The sequence below is a fragment of the Mycobacterium sp. 852002-30065_SCH5024008 genome (assembly GCF_001665645.1).
Lineage (GTDB): Bacteria > Actinomycetota > Actinomycetes > Mycobacteriales > Mycobacteriaceae > Mycobacterium > Mycobacterium paraffinicum.
The window spans coordinates 21,316-35,296 of the sequence record NZ_LZSZ01000166.1 but is presented as its reverse complement, the minus strand read 5'-3'; the positions used below and the strand labels follow the sequence as shown (position 1 = coordinate 35,296).

Below are 13,981 nucleotides of genomic sequence, written 5' to 3'. Positions count from 1 at the left end.
TATGCGATCGTCGGCAGCGTCAGATGTGTATAAGAGACAGGCTCCTACCCGCCGCCTCCGCCGCCGCCCGGCGGCTCCTACCCGCCGCCCCCGCCGTCCGCCGGTGGGTACGCGCCACCGCCTCCCGGACCTGCGATCCGCACGTTGCCGACGGAGTCCTACACGCCGTGGCTGACCCGGCTCGTGGCGTTCATCATCGACATCCTCCCGTACGCCGTCGTGCACGGTATCGGGACCGGGATCCTGGTCGCCACCCAGCAGACGTCGTGCATCACCGATGTCACGCAGTACGCCGTCAACCAGTACTGCGCGACGCAGAACTCGAGCATCGGCCTTGCGGCGCAGTGGTTGGCGTCGCTGGTGGGGCTGATCTATCTGATTTGGAACTACGGCTACCGCCAAGGCACCACCGGGTCGAGCGTCGGCAAATCGGTGATGAAGTTCAAGGTGGTCAGCGAGGTCACCGGCCAGCCCCTCGGTTTCGGGATGTCCATCGTGCGTTCCCTCGCGCACTTCGTCGACGCCATCATCTGCTTCATCGGTTTCCTTTTCCCGCTGTGGGATTCGAAGCGGCAAACGCTGGCGGACAAGATCATGACGACGGTCTGCCTGCCGCTCGACGGGACCGAGCAACAGCTGAGCTAGCCGTGCGGGCGCGGTAGCCGACTCGGTCGTCACCTAGGCTGGTCGTCGATGAGCGACGACCACACCGGACATTTCACCGGACTCGCCACCAAGGCGATTCACGCCGGCTACCGGCCGGACCCGGCGACGGGGGCGGTCAACGCCCCGATCTATGCCAGCAGCACGTTCGCCCAAGACGGCGTCGGCGTGCTGCGTGGCGGGTTCGAATACGCGCGCACCGGCAACCCGACGCGCGCCGCGCTGGAGGCCTCGCTTGCCGCGGTCGAAGAGGGCAGCTACGGGCGGGCGTTCGGTTCCGGCATGGCCGCCGCCGACTGCGCGCTGCGGGCGGTGCTGCGGCCCGGCGATCACGTGATCATCCCCAACGATGCCTACGGTGGCACCTTCCGGCTGATCGACAAGGTGTTCACGCAGTGGAACGTCAGCTATAAGCCGGTGGCGCTGTCCGACCTGGACGCCGTCCGCGCCGCGGTCACACCGCAGACCCGCCTGATCTGGGTGGAGACACCGACCAACCCGCTGCTGTCCATCGCCGACATCGCGGCCCTCGCCGAACTGGGCAAACAGTTCTCGCTAAAAGTCTTGGTGGACAACACGTTTGCCTCACCCGCGCTGCAGCAGCCGTTGAAGCTGGGCGCCGACGTGGTGCTGCATTCGACCACCAAGTACATCGGTGGACACTCCGACGTGGTGGGCGGGGCGTTGATCACCAATGACGCGGAGCTGGACGCGGCTTTCGCCTTCCTGCAGAACGGCGCGGGCGCGGTGCCCGGCCCGTTCGACGCCTACCTGGCCATGCGCGGCCTGAAGACCCTGGTGCTGCGGATGCAGCGACACAGCGAAAACGCTTCGGCCGTCGCGGATTTCCTCTCCGGGCATCCGGCGGTGAGCACCGTGCTGTACCCCGGTCTGCCCGGCCACCCCGGGCACGACATCGCCGCTCGGCAGATGCGCGGCTTCGGTGGCATGGTGTCGGTGCGCATGCGGGGTGGCCGGCAAGCCGCACGGGATCTGTGCGCCCGCACCGAAGTCTTCATCCTGGCCGAGTCGCTCGGCGGCGTTGAGTCGCTGATCGAGTACCCGAGCGCCATGACGCACGCATCGACGGCCGGTTCCCAACTCGAAGTGCCCGACGACTTGGTGCGGTTGTCGGTCGGCATCGAAGACATCGCCGACCTGCTGGCCGACCTCGACCAGGCGCTGGGTGGCGCGGTGGCGGGCTAGGAGTGGTAGGGCTCCGCGCTGACCAGCGTGACCTCGACGGTGTTGCCGTTGGGCACCACGTAGCTGCGGGTCTCGCCGACCTTGGCGTCGATGAGGGCGCCGCCCAGCGGTGAGTTGGGCGAATACACCTCGAGCTTGCCGTCGTTGACGCCCTCCTGGCGGGTGGCGATCAGGAAGGTCTCGGTGTCCGACTTGTCGCCGTTGTAGTAGACCTTCACCACCGAACCGGGCAGTGCGACGCCGGACTGCTTGGGCGCTTCGCCGACCTTGGCGTTGTTGAGCAGGTCCTGCAGCTGACGGATGCGGGCCTCTTGCTGGCCCTGCTCTTCGCGGGCGGCGTGGTATCCGCCGTTCTCGCGCAGGTCCCCTTCCTCGCGGCGGTCGTTGATTTCCGCGGCGATCACCGGACGATGGGCGATCAACTGATCGAGCTCCGCCTTCAGCCGGTCATGTGACTCCTGGGTCAGCCAGGTCACCGAAGTGTCCGTCATCTCGTCGTGCTCCTCATGTTGTCGTTCCGCGTACCCGCGTAAGCCTGTTTAACCCCGCCGCCGGGAGTATCCGGGTCTGCTCCCCGTGTGCTGCCGATCCGTTCTGCTCACGGCCATAATGCAGCAATACACGGTCCCATCAGGAACCGTGCATTCACCCATGTTACCACCGCGCAAACAATTGGTGACCCGAAATTCGCAGTTCGGCTGTTGTTACGGGGTCATGCCGGCCGCAGATAAGCCGGCACGTCGGTGCCGCAGCCGTAGATGTCGGCCATCACCGGCGGTTTGCTGGACTTCACCGTGGTGGTCAGCTGCACGGTGGCCGCCTCGGACGGGGGGACCAGCACTTCCCGCCTGCCCGTCTCGCTGCCGTCCTTGGCCCTGACCCGCACGATGCAGTCCACCGGCCGCGACGGATCGGATCGCGTCACGCTGATCGTTACCGATGCCGTCTCGTCGTCGATCACCCGATAGCTGCCCAGCGTGCCCGTCACGGGACTGGTGCCCAGTCGGTGGTAGCCGACGACGGCGATCACCAGCCCGGCGGCGACCACCAGCACGCCCAGCGCGATGACCAGCCAACGCCGGGGCACGCGCGGGCGCCCGGCGCGCCCGTAGCGGGCCTCCGGGAGCGAAGGGGAAGTTTCGGTCATGCCTGGGTATGCCTGGGTGGTCGGCTGCCGGACACCGGCCGGCAGCATGCAACGATCTGAAGAACTGGAATTATAGGTTTCGCAACCCACGACCAGCGGACCGACAAGGGGGCACGTGAGCGAACTGCGGTTGATGGCGGTGCACGCCCACCCCGACGACGAGTCCAGCAAGGGCGCGGCCACCCTCGCCCGCTACGCCGACAAGGGCCACCGGGTGCTGGTGGTGACGCTGACCGGCGGTGAGCGCGGCGACATCCTCAATCCGGCGATGGACCTGCCCGAGGTGCACGGCCACATCGCCGAGATCCGACGCGACGAGATGGCGAAGGCCGCCGAGATCCTCGGTGTCGAACACACCTGGCTGGGCTTCGTCGACTCCGGCTTGCCCAAAGGCGAGCCGCCGCCCCCGCTGCCCGAAGGATGCTTCGCGCTGGTGCCGCTGGAGGAGTCGGTCGAGTCGCTGGTTCGCGTGGTCCGCGAGTTCCGGCCGCATGTGATCACCACCTACGACGAGAACGGCGGCTACCCGCATCCGGATCACATTCGCTGCCACCAGGTTTCGGTCGGCGCCTTCGAGGCGGCCGGAGACTACCGGCGGTTTCCGGACGCGGGCGAGCCATGGGTCGTATCGAAGCTCTACTACATCCACGGGTTCCTGCGGGCCCGGATGCAGCTGTTGCACGACGAGGCCATCAAACACGGGCACGAACCCCCGTTCGCAAAGTGGCTCGAGCACTGGGACGCCGCGCACGACCCGTTCGAGTCCCGGGTCACAACGCGCGTCGAGTGCTCGGCGTATTTCAGCCAACGCGACGACGCGCTGCGGGCGCACACCACCCAAATCGACCCGGACCACGACTTCTTCGCAGCGCCCATCGAATGGCAGCAGCGGCTCTGGCCGACGGAGGAGTTCGAGCTCGCGCGCTCGCGGGTCCCCGTCCGACTGCCCGAGGACGACCTGTTCGCCGGAATCGAGAGTGACGAGTGAACCACCTCTTTTTGGCGGCGAGTGCGTTGGCCGACGGCGCGCCGCAGCACACCGGGCCGGACTTCGGTAAGGCCAGCCCGATCGGGTTGCTGATCGTCGTGGTGTTGCTGATCGCCACGCTGTTCCTGCTGCGCTCGATGAACAAGCAACTCAAGAAGGTGCCCGACTCGTTCGACCCCAAGCACCCCGAGCCCGACCAGGCCGCCGACGAAGGCACCGACGCGGTCGACCAGGCAGACAACCGCCCCCCGGGCCAGGCGAACGGATCGGAGCGGGCACCGGGACCCGGCGATGAGCCCGGCTGACGCTGCCGCGACGAACACCCTCGGGCTGGCCACCAGTCCGTATCTGCGCCAGCACGCCGACAACCCGGTGCACTGGCAACAGTGGACCCCGCAGGCGCTCGCGGCCGCAGCCGAGCGCGACGTGCCCATCCTGCTCTCCATCGGCTATGCCGCCTGCCACTGGTGTCACGTGATGGCCCACGAATCGTTCGAGGACGACGAGGTGGCGGCCGCGATGAACTCCGGATTCGTCTGCATCAAAGTCGACCGGGAGGAACGACCGGACCTCGACGCCGTCTATATGAACGCCACCGTGGCGCTGACCGGACACGGCGGCTGGCCCATGACGTGTTTCCTGACGCCCGACGGCCGGCCCTTCTTCTGCGGCACCTACTACCCGAAAGACGGCTTCCTGCAACTGCTTTCGGCGGTGTCCGCCACCTGGCACCAGCGCCGCGGCGAGGTGGAGGAGGCGTCCGAGGCCATCGCGGGCGAATTGCGTGCGATGGCTTCCGGGCTGCCCTCCGGCGGCCCGGACGTCGCGCCGGCGCTGTGCGACCACGCGGTCGCCGCGGTGCTCGGCGACCGGGACGCGGTGCATGGCGGCTTCGGCGGCGCGCCCAAATTTCCGCCGTCGGCGATTCTCGAGGCATTGCTGCGCAACCACGAACGCACCGGCTCGACGGCGGCGCTGGAGGCCGTCGCGCACACCGGCAACGCGATGGCCCGCGGCGGCATCTATGACCAGCTTGCCGGCGGGTTCGCCCGTTATAGCGTCGACAACGCTTGGGTGGTACCGCATTTCGAGAAGATGCTGTACGACAACGCGTTGCTGCTGCGCGCCTACGCGCACTGGGCCCGCCGGACCGGGGATCCGCTGGCGCGCCGGGTCGCGGCCCAGACCGCGCGCTTCCTGCTCGACGACCTGGCCGACGGCGCCGTCTTCACGTCGTCGCTGGACGCCGACGCCGACGGCCGCGAGGGCTCGACCTATGTCTGGACGCCCGGGCAGCTCACCGAGGTGCTCGGCCCCGACGACGGACCCTGGGCCGCAACCGCTTTCGCGGTCACCGCGCCCGGCACCTTCGAACACGGCACCTCGGTGGTGCAATTGCCGGCCGATCCCGACGACCCGCACCGGCTCGAACGAGTCCGGGCCGCGCTGCTGGCCGCCCGGCTCACCCGCACCCAGCCCGGCCGCGACGACAAAGTCGTCACTTCCTGGAACGGTCTGGCGATCACCGCGCTGGCCGAGGCCAGCGTGGCCCTGGACGCGCCCGAATTGGCCGGGGCCGCACGCGATTGTGCACGCGCACTGCTGGACTCGCACCTGGTCGACGGGCGGCTGCGGCGCGCCAGCCTGGGCGGGGTGGTCGGCGACAGTGCCGCCATCCTCGAGGACCACGCGATGCTGGCCACCGGCCTGCTCGCCCTCTACCAGCTGGACGCCGACGTCGGCTGGCTGACGCCGGCAACGGATCTGCTCGACACCGCGCTGCGGCACTTCGCCGACCCGCAGCGGCCCGGCCGCTGGTTCGACACCGCCGACGACGCCGAGCGGTTGATGCTGCGGCCCGCCGACCCGCTGGACGGGGCGACTCCGTCGGGCGCGTCGTCGATCACCGAGGCGCTGCTCACCGCGGCGCACCTGGTCGACGGCGACCGCGCGGAGCGGTATCTGCGGGCGGCGGCCGACGGGCTCAACACGCATTCGGTGCTGCTGGAGCGCGCGCCACGCTCCGCGGGCCACTGGCTGGCCGTGGCGGAGGCCGCGGTGCGCGGACCGCTGCAGATCGCGGTCGCCTGCGAACCGTCGCGGTCGGCGTTGCTGGCCGATGCGCGGCGGCTGGCACCGGGCGGGGCGATCGTCGTGGGCGGCGAAAAGGACTCGTCGGCGCTGCTAACCGGCCGCGACCGGGTGGCCGGCGCCGACGCCGCCTACGTGTGCCGCGGCCGGGTATGCGACTTGCCGGTCACCACGGCCGAAGACCTCGCGAGGGCGCTCGGCGCGCCACGGTAGCGTGACGTTTCATGCCGAGCGCCCAACACATCACCGACACGGTCAACCGCTACATCGAACTGGTCGCCAAGGGCGGCGCCGACGAGTTGGTCGAGCTGTACGCCGATGACGCCACCGTCGAGGATCCCGTCGGCGGCGAGGTGCACATCGGCCGCCAGGCGATCCACGGCTTCTATTCGGCGGTCGACAATGTGCAGCGCGAATGCGAGCTGGTGACGCTGCGGGTCGCCGGCAACGAGGCCGCCTTCCATTTCCGGCTCACGATCACCGCCGGGGAGCACCGGATGGTGATCGAGCCGATCGACGTGATGGCGTTCGACGAGGACGGCAAGGTCGCTCACATGAAGGCGTACTGGTCGCCCGCCGACGTCACGCAGCTGTAGACGCTCAGCGCACCAGCCACGCGTGGTCGCCGACGTAGAACACCGCGAACCACATGGCGATGTAGTGCAGGATGGCCGCGATCGCGGTGAAGGCGTGGAAGAACTCGTGATACCCGAACGTCCTGGGCCACGGGTCGGGCCACCGTAGCCCGTAGAAGATGCCACCGACGCTGTAGAACACCCCGCCGACGGCCAGCAGCACCATCGCCGCCACGCCGGCCTTGTGCAGAATCGTCGGGCAGTACCACACGGCCACCCAGCCCAGCATCAGGTACAGCGGCACACCCAGCCACCGCGGCGCCGTCGGCCAGCACACCTTCAGCAGGATGCCCGCCACCGCGCCGCCCCACACGATCCACAGCACCTCCACGCCGGTCTGCTGCGGCATGGCCAGGCGCGCGAATGGCGTGTAGCTCCCCGCGATGAACACGAAGATCATCGAATGGTCCAGCCGCTTCATGAGGTTCCGGGCCGCATCGGACGTCCACTGCACCCGGTGATAGGTGGCGCTGACGGCGAACATCGCCACCGTTGCCGCCGCGTAGATCAGCGTCGAATGACCGGCGCGCGGCGAGGAGGCGGCCCACGACACCGACACCAGCGTGGCGCCGGTGATGAACGCCAGCCACGCGGAGAAGAAGTGGATCCAGCCGCGCATGCGGGGCTTGCTCAGCGCCTGGGCCGCACCCTCGACAAGCTGTTCGACGGTGTTGCCTGGGGTGACGGCCTCGGATTTGCGATCCGAGCGCTCCGAATTGGCAGACGTGCTCGTCTGGCTGCTCATGTCTCCTGTGCCCTCGTCTTACAGATCGGGGATTGCCAGTGGCTGTCATCACCAACATAGTCGGCGTCGGTAACGGCATGGTCTCTCCGCGCGGTGACATCGCCGAATAGCAGGGGGAGATTTGGCGCAGCTCACAGTAGGCTGAATCTCCGTGGAAATTATCCCGCCGCGCCTCAAAGACCCGCTGTATCGCGTCTACGAGTTGCGGCTGCGGCAGGGTCTGGCCTCCTCCAAATCACACCTGCCCCGTCACATCGCGGTCCTGTGCGACGGCAACCGGCGATGGGCCCGCGACGCCGGCTATACCGACGTCAGCTACGGCTACCGCATGGGTGCGGCGAAGATCGCCGAGATGCTGCGCTGGTGCCAGGAAGCCGGCATCGAGATGACCACGGTCTACCTGCTGTCCACGGAAAACCTCCAACGCGACCCCGACGAGCTGGCGGGGCTCATCGAAATCATCACCGACGTCGTCGAGGAGATCTGCGCACCGGCCAATCGTTGGAGCGTGCGCACCGTCGGCGATCTGGAGTTGCTCGGCGAGGAACCGGCCCGGCGGGTGCGCGACGCGGTGGAATCCACACCCGTCGCGGCGACGTTCCACGTCAACGTCGCGGTCGGTTACGGCGGCCGGCGCGAGATCGTCGACGCGGTGCGGGCATTGCTGAGCAAGGAACTCGCCAACGGTGCGTCCGCCGAGGAGCTCATCGACGCGGTCAGCGTCGACGGCATTTCCGAAAACCTCTACACCTCCGGGCAACCCGATCCCGACCTGGTGATCCGCACGTCGGGGGAGCAACGCCTGTCCGGGTTCCTGCTGTGGCAGAGCGCGTATTCGGAGATGTGGTTCACGGAGGCGCACTGGCCCGCGTTCCGCCGGGTGGATTTCCTGCGTGCGCTGCGTGACTACAGTCAGCGGCACCGCAGGTACGGCAAGTAGCGGGTCGGCACGCATCGGGCCCGTGGCGATCGCAAGCGCGGCGCGAGCCGGGCGCAGCGGGTCGGCACGCATCAGACCCGTGGCGATCGCAAGCGCGGCGCGAGCCGGGCGCAGCGGGTCGGCACGCATCAAACCCGTGCAAAACTGGGTGCATGGCTGCGCTGTCGGCGGTGGTTTTCACGCTGAGCGGGTGGCTCGGGCTGTACCTCCTCGCTCGCGATCCGCGGAAGCCGGTGCTCGTGTTGGCGGCGATCGGCTTGTGCGGTTTCGCGCTGGTGGTCGCGCTGGACGCGGTGCGCACCGCCAGCCCCGGCTACGCGCACCTGTTCAGCCGCGTTGAGATCTACCTGGTGACCATCCCCGGCGTGGCGTGGTTCGCGGTGCTCGTCGAGCTGGCCCGGCCCAGCGACGGCTCGAGACCGCGCACACGCGAGTTGTTGCTGGTGGCCGGGGTCGCCGCGCTGACCCTGTTCGGGGCGATGCTGGCCGGCAGTGTCGAGGGACCACTCCGGACGGGCCACTGGGTGATGTTCGCGGTGATCTCGGTATCCACCTTCGCCGCGATGGCCGTCGCGTTGCGGCAGGCGCGTCGGCCGCGGTCGGCAGTCGGGCTCGCCGTCGTCGCGACGCTGTTCTTCGCGCTCGGCAACGCCATCCTGATCATTCCGCTCGGCCTGGTGCCAAGCTGGGTGGCGCTGGCGTCGACGAGTCTCGACGTCCTCTCGCTCGGGCTCGCCGTCGCGCTGTGGGACGCATTCGACGAGGGCCAGGCGTTGCGCGCCGACATGCTCCGCTCGTTTGCCGGCTCGGTGGCGGTGGCGGTGTTGTTCGGCGGCCAGGCGCTGATCGGCCTGGCGCTGACCCGCCACGACCGCGCCGCGCAGACCGCGCTCACCGTGCTGCTGTTCACCAGCCTGGCGGTCGCGATCGCCGTGCAGGTGCTGGCAGATCCGTTGGCCGGGGTTCTCGATCGGCTGGCATTCTCGAAATCGCCCGCGCTGCGGGAGGATCGGGCGGCGCTGCGGAATACCGGCGCGGCGCTGCCGTTGCGGTCGGTGGATCCGCTCCGCCACGTCGACGACGTCACGTTCGCCAGGCTCACGCGTCGTGCCCTGGGCCATTACGCGGACCTGAGCAAGCTGGTCGCCAGCCCGTTGACCGCACTGCCCGTCATCGATGAGCGGCTCGCCGCCCGGGGCGCGCCCGACCATCCGCTGGAGCGGGCCAACGAACTCAAGGCGGTTCTCGCGGACGCGATCGGACGGCTCAAGCCGCGTGACGCCGGCGATTTCGGGACCACCGAGCAGTGGCGCCACTACAACTCGCTGTATTTCCCCTACGTCGTCGGCGTGCGTGCGTACGCGCAGAACGCCACCGCCGCGGGACTGGATCCCACCGCTCGTCAGGCCTGGCAGTGGTTGGTCACCGAGGTTCCGCAGCGCTCGCTGCACAACTGGCAGAACGCCGCCGCCCGGCTGATCGCCGCCGACCTGCGCGGGCGGGTGCCGGTGGCTAGCGACTGATCCGGGAACGACGGTTGTGCCCCATGACTGCTGTGACTGCTGGGGCTGTTGAACGCCAGACTGGCGGTTGTCGAATAACGATTTCGATTCTTGCGCGCAAATGGGAATAGCCCGCCGAACCCACTCGTCTTTTTATCCGTGGCAGTAGTTGGCAGTGCCACGAGTCGATATGGCAGTGCGCCGGCGGCACGCTGAAGTTCGACCCAATCCGCCATCGCGAGGAGTAATCACATGATGTATGCATCTGGCGCGCCAGGTCTGGCAACCCGCCCCCTCTACGACTCGACCGACTCACTGCTGCGTTTCGCCATGCGCGCCGACGCCACGCTGACGGGCCTGTGCGGTTTGGCGATCGCTTTTCTCGCCGACCCGCTTTCGTCGCTGACGGGCCTGACGTCGCTGCAGGAGTACAGCCTCGGCGCCTTCTTCGTGCTCGGCGGCTTGGTTGTCTTCAGCCTCGCGGCGGCGTCGAACCTGCGCCGCGTCGGAATCGGCGTCGTCGTGGCCAACGTCGTGTTCACCCTGGGCGCGATCGTGGCCGCCGAAGCGCTGCCGTTGCCCGCGACGGGCATCGCCGCCACCCTGGCCGGTGGCGTGTACACCGCGGCGTTCGCCGGACTGCAGTACTGGGGCGTGCGCCGTCTCGAGACGGCGTAATCGTCACACCGGCTGCCTGGACGCCGTTTAAAGCTTGCGCAACCGGAGCCGGTTGATCGAGTGGTCGGCGTCCTTGCGCAGGACCAGGGTGGCCCGGGGCCGGGTCGGCAGGATGTTCTCGACCAGATTGGGCCGGTTGATGGACCGCCAGATCTCGCGCGCCGCGGCGACGGCCTTGGTGTCGTTGAGGGCCGAGTAGTGGTGGAAGTGTGACTCCGGGTCGGCGAAGGCGGTGCCGCGCAGCGACAGGAACCGCGACACGTACCACTGCTCAATGTCTTCGATGCGGGCGTCCACATACAGCGAGAAGTCGAACAGGTCCGACACCATCAGGGTCGGACCGGTCTGCAGGACGTTGAGGCCCTCGAGGATCAAGATGTCGGGATGGCGCACGACGTGCTTGGCGCCGGGGATGATGTCGTATTTCAGGTGCGAATAGACCGGCGCGCACGCGTAGTCGCTGCCGGATTTGACCGACGTCACGAACCGCATCAGCGCCCGGCGGTTGTAGCTCTCTGGAAAACCCTTGCGGTGCATCAGGTTTCGCCGATCGAGTTCGGCGTTCGGGTAGAGGAAGCCGTCGGTGGTCACCAGGTCCACCCTGGGGTGGTGGTCCCAGCGGGCCAGCAGGGCCTGCAGCACGCGGGCCGTGGTCGATTTGCCGACCGCGACGCTGCCGGCCACGCCGATCACGAACGGCACCGGCCGGTCGGGGTTCTGTTGCGGCTCGCCGAGGAACTCGGCCGTGGCGGCAAACAACCGCTGGCGCGCGGCGACCTGAAGGTGGATCAGCCGGGCCAGCGGCAGGTAAACCTCCTCCACTTCGAGTAGGTCGAGCTGCTCACCAAGACCGCGCAGGCCAACCAATTCCTCTTCGGTGAGGGCCAGCGGCGTCGACATGCGAAGCGCACGCCATTGCTTTCGGTCGAACTCCACATAGGGGCTCGGCTCGCTAAGCCGCGGCATACTGCAAGTGTTGCAGGGGCGGACGCGCCCCCGACGGCTGGGCTGGCTAAACCGTCGCTGGATAGACTGGCGCCGTGACTGCTGCACCCGACGCCCGCCCCTCCACGTCCGTCATGTCCGCCGCACTCGCCGAGGTCGACCCCGACATCGCCGAGCTGCTCGGCAAAGAGCTGGGCCGTCAGCGCGACACCCTGGAGATGATCGCCTCGGAGAACTTCGTGCCGCGCGCGGTGCTGCAGGCCCAGGGCAGCGTCCTGACGAACAAGTACGCCGAGGGTCTGCCCGGCCGGCGCTACTACGGCGGCTGCGAGTACGTCGACGTCGTGGAGAACATCGCCCGCGACCGGGCGAAGGCGCTCTTCGGCGCAGACTTTGCCAATGTGCAGCCGCATTCGGGTGCGCAGGCCAACGCCGCCGTGCTGCAGGCGCTGATGACGCCGGGGGAGCGGCTGCTGGGCCTCGACCTCGCCAACGGCGGGCACCTGACGCACGGGATGAAGCTCAACTTCTCCGGCAAGCTCTACGAAACCGGCTTCTACGGTGTGGATCCCACGACGCACCTGGTGGACATGGACGCGGTGCGGGCCAAGGCCCTCGAGTTCCGCCCCAAGGTCATCATCGCCGGCTGGTCGGCCTACCCGCGGATTCTGGACTTCGCGGCGTTCCGCTCGATCGCCGACGAGGTCGACGCCAAGCTGTGGGTGGACATGGCGCACTTCGCGGGCCTGGTCGCCGTGGGATTGCACCCGTCGCCGGTGCCGCACGCGGACGTGGTGTCCACGACCGTGCACAAGACGCTCGGCGGCCCGCGTTCCGGCCTGATCCTGGGCAAGCAGGAGTACGCCAAGTCCGTCAACTCCGCGGTGTTCCCCGGCCAGCAGGGCGGACCCCTCATGCACGTCATCGCCGGCAAGGCCGTCGCGCTCAAGATCGCCGGCACCCCCGAGTTCGCCGACCGGCAGCAGCGCACCCTGTCCGGTGCCCGCATCATCGCCGACCGGTTGACGGCCCCCGACGTCACCAAAGCGGGTGTGTCGGTGGTCAGCGGCGGCACCGACGTCCACCTGGTGCTGGTGGACCTGCGCAACTCACCGCTGGACGGCCAGGCCGCCGAGGACCTGCTCCACGAGATCGGAATCACGGTCAACCGCAACGCGGTCCCCAACGACCCGCGCCCGCCGATGGTGACATCCGGCCTGCGGGTGGGCACGCCCGCGCTGGCGACCCGCGGCTTCGGGGACGCGGAGTTCACCGAGGTTGCCGACGTCATCGCCACCGCGCTGGCGGCGGGCAGCGGGGCGGACCTGTCCGCGCTGCGGCAGCGGGTAACACGCCTGGCCAGGGATTTCCCGCTGTACGAGGGTCTCGAGGAGTGGACGCTGGTCGACCGCTAGGCCCGGCGAAAGGACCAAAGTCACCAGTTGCCGCGACACGGGCCGGGTGATTTCACGAACCTGTGTACGCGAGTTACAGTAACCGCATGGCACAGAAACCTGTCGCTAACGCGCTGACCCTGGAACTCGAGCCCGTGTGCGAAGCCAACATGGATCGGCACCTGAACACCGAGGAAATCTGGTTCGCTCACGACTACGTGCCGTTCGACCGGGGCGAGAACTTCGCGTTCCTCGGCGGACGTGACTGGGACCCGTCCCAGGCGACGCTGCCCCGGGAGTTCACGGACGCCTGCGAGATCCTGCTGCTGCTCAAGGACAACCTGGCCGGCCACCACCGCGAGCTGGTCGAGCACTTCATCCTCGAAGACTGGTGGGGCCGCTGGCTGGGCCGGTGGACCGCGGAGGAGCACCTGCACGCCATCGCGCTGCGCGAGTACCTGGTGGTCACCCGCGAGGTCGACCCGACCGCCAACGAGGAGGCGCGGGTCCAGTACGTCATGAAGGGCTACCGCGCCGACACCTACTCGCAGGTGGAGACCCTGGCATACATGGCGCTCACCGAGCGCACCCACGCCGTCTTCTGCGAGAACCTGGCGGCCAAGCTCGAGGAGCCCATCCTGGCCGGGCTCGTCGACCGGATCGCGCGCGACGAGCGCCGGCACGAACTCTTCTTCTCCAACCTGGTCGAGCACTGCCTCGAGTACACCCGCGACGAGACGATCGCGGCCATCGCGGCCCGAGCGGCTGATCTGCAGGTGCCCGGCGCCGACATCGACTCCTATCGGGACAAGCTGCGCAACGTCGCAGACGCGGGCATCTTCGACCAACAGCAGCTGCGGCAGGCGATCTCGGATCGCATCACCGCATGGGGCGTGGCCGACGAGCCCGCCCTCAAGCAGTTCGTCATCGCCTAGCCGATCTTCGCGCGCGGCGCCCGTCGTCGGCGCGCCTGCGCTGCTCCAAAGCGGCGACGAGAGTAGCGTCGATCTCGATGGTCAGCGTCATGCTCAGCTGCCAGGGCGGCAC

General features: G+C 68.5%; 14 protein-coding genes and 1 pseudogene. 11 read left to right on the top strand and 4 right to left on the bottom strand.

What is annotated here, in order from left to right:
* Positions 1–39: 39 nt before the first annotated feature.
* Together A5781_RS20125 and A5781_RS20120 are read left to right on the top strand one after the other, a co-directional pair.
* Positions 40–645: pseudogene (locus tag A5781_RS20125) on the top strand (RDD family protein); the annotation flags it as partial.
* 48 nt (positions 646–693) lie between these two features.
* Positions 694–1,869: a cystathionine gamma-synthase gene (locus tag A5781_RS20120; protein WP_067210610.1), complete on the top strand. Its 1,176-nt coding sequence runs from the start codon at positions 694–696 to the stop codon at positions 1,867–1,869.
* Here the strand turns inward: A5781_RS20120 and greA are convergent.
* Both greA and A5781_RS20110 read right to left on the bottom strand, forming a co-directional pair.
* Positions 1,866–2,360: a transcription elongation factor GreA gene (gene greA, locus A5781_RS20115; RefSeq protein ID WP_067210607.1), complete on the bottom strand. Its 495-nt coding sequence runs from the start codon at positions 2,358–2,360 to the stop codon at positions 1,866–1,868. The two genes, A5781_RS20120 and greA, sit on opposite strands and share 4 nt — an antisense overlap.
* Before the next feature lie 221 nt (positions 2,361–2,581).
* Positions 2,582–3,016 carry a DUF4307 domain-containing protein gene (locus A5781_RS20110; RefSeq protein WP_067210623.1) on the bottom strand — a complete coding sequence of 145 codons (435 nt, stop codon included), beginning with the start codon at positions 3,014–3,016 and terminating at the stop codon, positions 2,582–2,584.
* A 115-nt stretch (positions 3,017–3,131) separates the two neighbouring features.
* Between A5781_RS20110 and mca the strand changes: the two genes are divergently transcribed.
* Genes mca through A5781_RS20090 form a run of 4 tightly spaced genes read left to right on the top strand, consistent with a single transcriptional unit; the run spans position 3,132 to position 6,691 of the window.
* Positions 3,132–4,004 carry a mycothiol conjugate amidase Mca gene (mca, locus tag A5781_RS20105; RefSeq protein ID WP_067210604.1) on the top strand — a complete coding sequence of 291 codons (873 nt, stop codon included), beginning with the start codon at positions 3,132–3,134 and terminating at the stop codon, positions 4,002–4,004.
* On the top strand, positions 4,001–4,309 hold the full coding sequence (locus A5781_RS20100) for a hypothetical protein (RefSeq protein ID WP_067210600.1): 309 nt from the start codon (positions 4,001–4,003) through the stop codon (positions 4,307–4,309). Before mca ends, A5781_RS20100 begins: the two co-directional genes overlap by 4 nt.
* Positions 4,296–6,308 carry a thioredoxin domain-containing protein gene (locus tag A5781_RS20095; RefSeq protein ID WP_067210597.1) on the top strand — a complete coding sequence of 671 codons (2,013 nt, stop codon included), beginning with the start codon at positions 4,296–4,298 and terminating at the stop codon, positions 6,306–6,308. The genes A5781_RS20100 and A5781_RS20095 overlap by 14 nt, the downstream gene beginning before the upstream one ends.
* Positions 6,309–6,319: 11 nt before the next feature.
* Positions 6,320–6,691, top strand: coding sequence for a nuclear transport factor 2 family protein (locus A5781_RS20090; RefSeq protein WP_067210594.1), 372 nt, complete (start codon positions 6,320–6,322; stop codon positions 6,689–6,691).
* 4 nt (positions 6,692–6,695) lie between these two features.
* On the opposite strand, the gene A5781_RS20085 is transcribed toward A5781_RS20090, so the two are convergent.
* Positions 6,696–7,475: a hemolysin III family protein gene (locus tag A5781_RS20085; RefSeq protein WP_067210591.1), complete on the bottom strand. Its 780-nt coding sequence runs from the start codon at positions 7,473–7,475 to the stop codon at positions 6,696–6,698.
* A gap of 151 nt (positions 7,476–7,626) precedes the next feature.
* Here A5781_RS20085 and A5781_RS20080 point away from each other — a divergent pair, with 151 nt between their 5' ends.
* From A5781_RS20080 to A5781_RS20070, 3 genes are all read left to right on the top strand, one after another.
* The gene (locus tag A5781_RS20080; protein ID WP_067210588.1) at positions 7,627–8,415 is read left to right on the top strand and encodes a (2Z,6E)-farnesyl diphosphate synthase; all 789 of its coding nucleotides are present in this window, start codon (positions 7,627–7,629) and stop codon (positions 8,413–8,415) included.
* A 152-nt stretch (positions 8,416–8,567) separates the two neighbouring features.
* Positions 8,568–9,938 (top strand): hypothetical protein, encoded by a 1,371-nt coding sequence (locus A5781_RS20075; protein ID WP_067210584.1) that lies wholly within the window; start codon positions 8,568–8,570, stop codon positions 9,936–9,938.
* 231 nt (positions 9,939–10,169) lie between these two features.
* Positions 10,170–10,595, top strand: a complete 426-nt coding sequence (locus tag A5781_RS20070) for a hypothetical protein (RefSeq protein WP_067210580.1) — start codon at positions 10,170–10,172, stop codon at positions 10,593–10,595.
* 27 nt (positions 10,596–10,622) lie between these two features.
* Here the strand turns inward: A5781_RS20070 and coaA are convergent, their stop codons facing one another.
* The gene (gene coaA / locus A5781_RS20065) at positions 10,623–11,561 is read right to left on the bottom strand and encodes a type I pantothenate kinase (RefSeq protein ID WP_067210576.1); all 939 of its coding nucleotides are present in this window, start codon (positions 11,559–11,561) and stop codon (positions 10,623–10,625) included.
* A gap of 113 nt (positions 11,562–11,674) precedes the next feature.
* Between coaA and glyA the strand changes: the two genes are divergently transcribed.
* Together glyA and A5781_RS20055 are read left to right on the top strand one after the other, a co-directional pair.
* Positions 11,675–12,955 (top strand): serine hydroxymethyltransferase, encoded by a 1,281-nt coding sequence (gene glyA, locus A5781_RS20060; RefSeq protein WP_067210572.1) that lies wholly within the window; start codon positions 11,675–11,677, stop codon positions 12,953–12,955.
* Between the two features lie 86 nt (positions 12,956–13,041).
* Complete coding sequence (locus A5781_RS20055) at positions 13,042–13,869, top strand: acyl-ACP desaturase (RefSeq protein WP_067210619.1); 828 nt, start codon at positions 13,042–13,044, stop codon at positions 13,867–13,869.
* Positions 13,870–13,981: the final 112 nt, after the last annotated feature.